Genomic DNA, 4,156 nt, shown 5'->3' with positions numbered 1-4,156 from the left:
GGTGTCCAGCCACGCGCTGGCGCTGGGCCGGGTAGACGGCACCGGATTCGCGGTGGGCGCTTTCACCAACCTGTCGCGTGATCACCTCGACTTTCACCCCACCATGGCCGACTATTTCGAGGCCAAGGCGAAGTTGTTCGATCCCGCGTCACCGCTGCGGGCGCGCCGGGTCGTGGTCTGCGTCGACGACGACCCCGGGGGCGCCATGGCCGTGAGGGCCATGAAGGGTGGAGCCGCCGCGATCACGGTCAGCGCCGCCGGCCGGCCCGCGGACTGGCGCGCCGTGGACGTGCTTCCGATGGGCGCCGGGGGACAGCAGTTCACCGCGATCGACCCCGCCGGCGTGCGCCATCGGGTCGGCATTCGGCTGCCGGGCCATTACAATGTCGCCAATTGCCTTGTCGCACTGGCTATTTTGGACGCGGTGGGGGTATCGCCGGAACAGGCGGCGCCGGGGCTGCTGGCGACCCGGGTGCCCGGCCGCCTGGAAGAGATCGACTGTGGCCAGGATTTCCTCGCGCTGGTCGACTACGCCCACAAGCCCGAAGCGCTCCGCGCCGTACTGGCCACCCTGCGGCGCCCCGGTGGGCGGTTGGCGGTGGTCTTCGGCGCGGGCGGTGACCGCGACCCGGGCAAGCGGAGGCCGATGGGTGAGATCGCCGCCGAGCTCGCCGACCTGGTGGTCGTCACCGACGACAACCCGCGCAGCGAGGACCCCGCCGCCATCCGCCGCGAGATCCTGGCCGGGGCGGCCGGGGGTGCCGCCGAGGTCGTCGAGATCGGCGACCGGCGTGCGGCCATCCGGCATGCCGCCGGGTGGGCGCGACCCGGGGACACGGTGCTGATCGCCGGCAAGGGGCACGAGACCGGACAGCGCGGCGCCACGGAGACCCGCCCGTTCGACGACCGGGTGGAGTTGACCGACGCGCTGAACGCCCTGAGGGCCGGGTCATGATCGACCTGACGGTCGCGCAGATCGCCGACATCGTCGGCGGCACGCTGGCCGACATCTCGCCGGAGGCCGCCGCCGCGCTGCGCGTCACCGGCACCGTCGAATTCGACTCGCGCGCGGTCGGCCCCGGCGGGCTGTTCCTCGCGCTGCCGGGCGCGCACGCCGACGGGCATGACTACGCGAAGTCGGCGGTAGCGGCCGGCGCGGTGGCCGTGCTGGCCGCCCGGCCGGTGGGGGTGCCGGCCATCGTGGTGCCCCCGCAATCCCGTCGCCGCGACGGTGGCCTGGCCGGTGTGCTCGAACACGACTCCGACGGTTCGGGTGCGGCGGTGCTGGCCGCGCTGGCCAAGCTGGCCAAGGCGGCGGCCGCGGAGCTGGTGGCCGGCGGGTTGACCATCGTCGGGATCACCGGCTCGTCGGGAAAGACCTCGACCAAGGACCTCGTCAAGGCCGTGCTCGAGCCGCTGGGTGAGGTGGTGGCCCCGCCCGGATCGTTCAACAACGAGCTGGGGCATCCCTGGACGGTGTTGCGCGCGACGCGGGACACCGACTACCTCGTCCTCGAGATGTCGGCGCGCCATCCCGGCAACATCGCCGCGCTTGCCGATATCGCCCCGCCGGCGATCGGGGTGGTCCTCAACGTCGGCACCGCGCACCTGGGCGAGTTCGGGTCGCGGGAAGCCATTGCGCGCACCAAATCCGAACTGCCCCAAGCTGTTCCGCCGTCAGGGGTGGTGATCCTGAACGCCGACGACCCGGCCGTCGCGGCGATGGCCCGCGTCACCGACGCTCGCGTGGTACGCGTCAGCCGGTTCAGCCACACCGACTCCGGGCCCAGCGACGTCTGGGCGGACGGAGTGTCGCTGGACGAACTGGCCAGGCCGCGCTTTACCCTGCACGCGATGAACAGCGCGGTCGAGGTTCAGCTGGGCGTCTACGGCGACCATCAGGTCACCAACGCGCTGTGCGCGAGCGCCGTCGCGCTGCAATGCGGCGCGACCGTCGAGCAGATCGGCGCCGCCCTGGCCCAGGCCGGGCCGGTGTCGCGGCACCGGATGCACGTGACGACCCGCGCGGACGGGGTAACGGTGATCGATGACGCCTACAACGCCAACCCCGACTCGATGCGGGCCGGGCTGCAGGCGCTGGCCTGGATCGCCCACGGCCGCGAGCCCGGCGCCGAAAAGCGCAGGAGTTGGGCGGTGCTGGGCGAAATGGCCGAGCTCGGCGAGGACGCGGTGGCCGAGCACGATCGCGTCGGGAGGCTGGCGGTGCGCTTAGATGTGTCTCGACTTGTCGTCGTGGGAAGTGGGAGGTCGATGAGCGCCATGCACCACGGAGCGGTCATGGAGGGCGCGTGGGGAGCCGGGGATGACCGGGGCGCCGTCAACGTGCCCGACGCGGAGGCCGCCCTGGCGTTGTTGCGGGCCGAACTCCGGCCCGGCGACGTGGTCCTCGTCAAGGCCTCCAACGCCGCCGGTCTGGGCGCGCTGGCCGACGCCCTGGCCTGTGACGATCGCGAGGGCGGCGAAGCCGGGCGAAGCGGGTCGTCACGACGGAGTGACCAGGGAGCGGCCCAGTGAGGCAGATCCTCATCGCGGTGGCCGTCGCGCTCGCCGTGTCAATCCTGTTGACCCCGGCGCTGATTCGGCTGTTCACCCGGCAGGGCTTCGGCCATCACACGCGTGAGGACGGTCCGCCCAGCCATCACGCCAAACGCGGCACGCCGTCGATGGGCGGGGTGGCGATCCTGGCCGGCATCTGGGCGGGATACCTGGGGACGCACCTGGCCGGGCTGGCGTTCGACGGCGAGGGCGTTTCCGCGTCGGGTCTGTTGGTGCTGGGCTTGGCCACCGTGCTCGGCGGCGTCGGCTTCCTCGACGACCTGATCAAGGTTCGCAGGTCGCGCAACCTCGGGCTGAACAAGACGGCCAAGACCGTCGGGCAGATCTGTGCCGCGGTGCTGTTCGGGGTGCTCGTGCTGCAGTTCCGCAACGGCAGCGGGTTGACGCCGGCCAGCTCGGACCTGTCCTATGTGCGCGAGATCGCCACCGTCACTTTGGCTCCCGGGTTGTTCGTGTTGTTCTGCGTGGTGGTGGTCAGCGCCTGGTCCAATGCGGTCAACTTCACCGACGGGCTGGACGGGCTGGCGGCCGGCTGCATGGCGATGGTCACCGCCGCCTACGTGTTGATCACCTTCTGGCAGTACCGCAACGCCTGCGTCACCGCGCCGGGCCTGGGCTGCTACAACGTCCGCGACCCGCTGGACCTGGCGCTCGTCGCGGCCGCCACCGCGGGCGCCTGCATCGGCTTCCTGTGGTGGAATGCCGCTCCCGCAAAGATTTTCATGGGCGACACCGGATCACTGGCGCTGGGCGGCATCATCGCGGGCCTGTCGGTCACCAGCCGCACCGAGATCCTCGCCGTGGTGCTGGGGTCGCTGTTCGTCGCCGAGGTCACCTCCGTGGTGCTGCAGATCCTGGCCTTCCGGACCACCGGGCGCCGGGTGTTCCGGATGGCGCCCTTCCACCACCATTTCGAGTTGGCCGGCTGGGCCGAAACCACGGTGATCATCCGCTTCTGGCTCCTCACGGCCATCACCTGCGGTCTGGGCGTGGCCCTTTTCTACGGTGAGTGGCTGGGCGCGATCGGTGCCTGACGTGGCCGGGCTCGAGCCCCTGGTGCCGGGCGCGCCGGTGCTCGTGGCCGGCGGCGGCGTGACCGGCAAGGCGGTGCTGGCGGCCCTGGCCCGGTTCGGCGCCGCGCCGACCCTGTGCGACGACGATCCCGCCACGCTGCGGCGCTACGCCGAGAGCGGCGTGGCGACGGTGGCGACGTCGACGTCCGCGCAGCGCCTTGCCGAGTACGCCCTGGTGGTCACCAGTCCCGGGTTCTCGCCGGACACGCCACTGCTGGCCGCCGCCGCGACGGCGGGCGTGCCCATCTGGGGCGACGTGGAGCTGGCCTGGCGGCTCGACGCCGCGGGCCACTACGGGCCACCGCGCCGCTGGCTGGTGGTGACCGGCACGAACGGCAAGACGACCACGACGTCGATGCTGCACGCCATGCTGACCGCCGCGGGCCGGCGCAGCGTGTTGTGCGGCAACATCGGCGATCCGGTCCTGGACGTCCTGCAGGCGCCGGCCGATCTGCTGGCCGTCGAGCTGTCCAGCTTCCAGCTGCACTGGGCCCCGTCGGTGCGCC

At 72.0% G+C, this 4,156-nt stretch carries 4 protein-coding genes; all 4 read left to right on the top strand.

The window, feature by feature from the left end:
* On the top strand, positions 1-955 hold a 955-nt coding region (locus A9X04_RS21530; protein ID WP_156764469.1), incomplete at its 5' end, for a Mur ligase family protein.
* Positions 952-2,535: a UDP-N-acetylmuramoyl-tripeptide--D-alanyl-D-alanine ligase gene (gene murF, locus A9X04_RS21525; protein WP_067924775.1), complete on the top strand. Its 1,584-nt coding sequence runs from the start codon at positions 952-954 to the stop codon at positions 2,533-2,535. The genes A9X04_RS21530 and murF, both read left to right, overlap by 4 nt.
* Positions 2,532-3,611 (top strand): phospho-N-acetylmuramoyl-pentapeptide-transferase, encoded by a 1,080-nt coding sequence (gene mraY / locus A9X04_RS21520; RefSeq protein WP_067924772.1) that lies wholly within the window; start codon positions 2,532-2,534, stop codon positions 3,609-3,611. Before murF ends, mraY begins: the two co-directional genes overlap by 4 nt.
* Position 3,612: 1 nt before the next feature.
* The coding region (locus A9X04_RS21515; protein ID WP_255396495.1) for a Mur ligase family protein at positions 3,613-4,156 on the top strand (544 nt) is incomplete at its 3' end.

This window comes from Mycobacterium sp. E3247 (genome assembly GCF_001667785.1).
Taxonomy (GTDB): Bacteria; Actinomycetota; Actinomycetes; order Mycobacteriales; family Mycobacteriaceae; genus Mycobacterium.
Note: the sequence above shows the minus strand (reverse complement) of the source record. Positions and strands in the feature narration are given on the sequence as shown.

Coding starts and splice junctions, on each gene's coding strand:
- murF (WP_067924775.1), top strand. CDS start 952: ATGATCGACCTGACGGTCGCGCAGATCGCCGACATCGTCGGCGGCACG.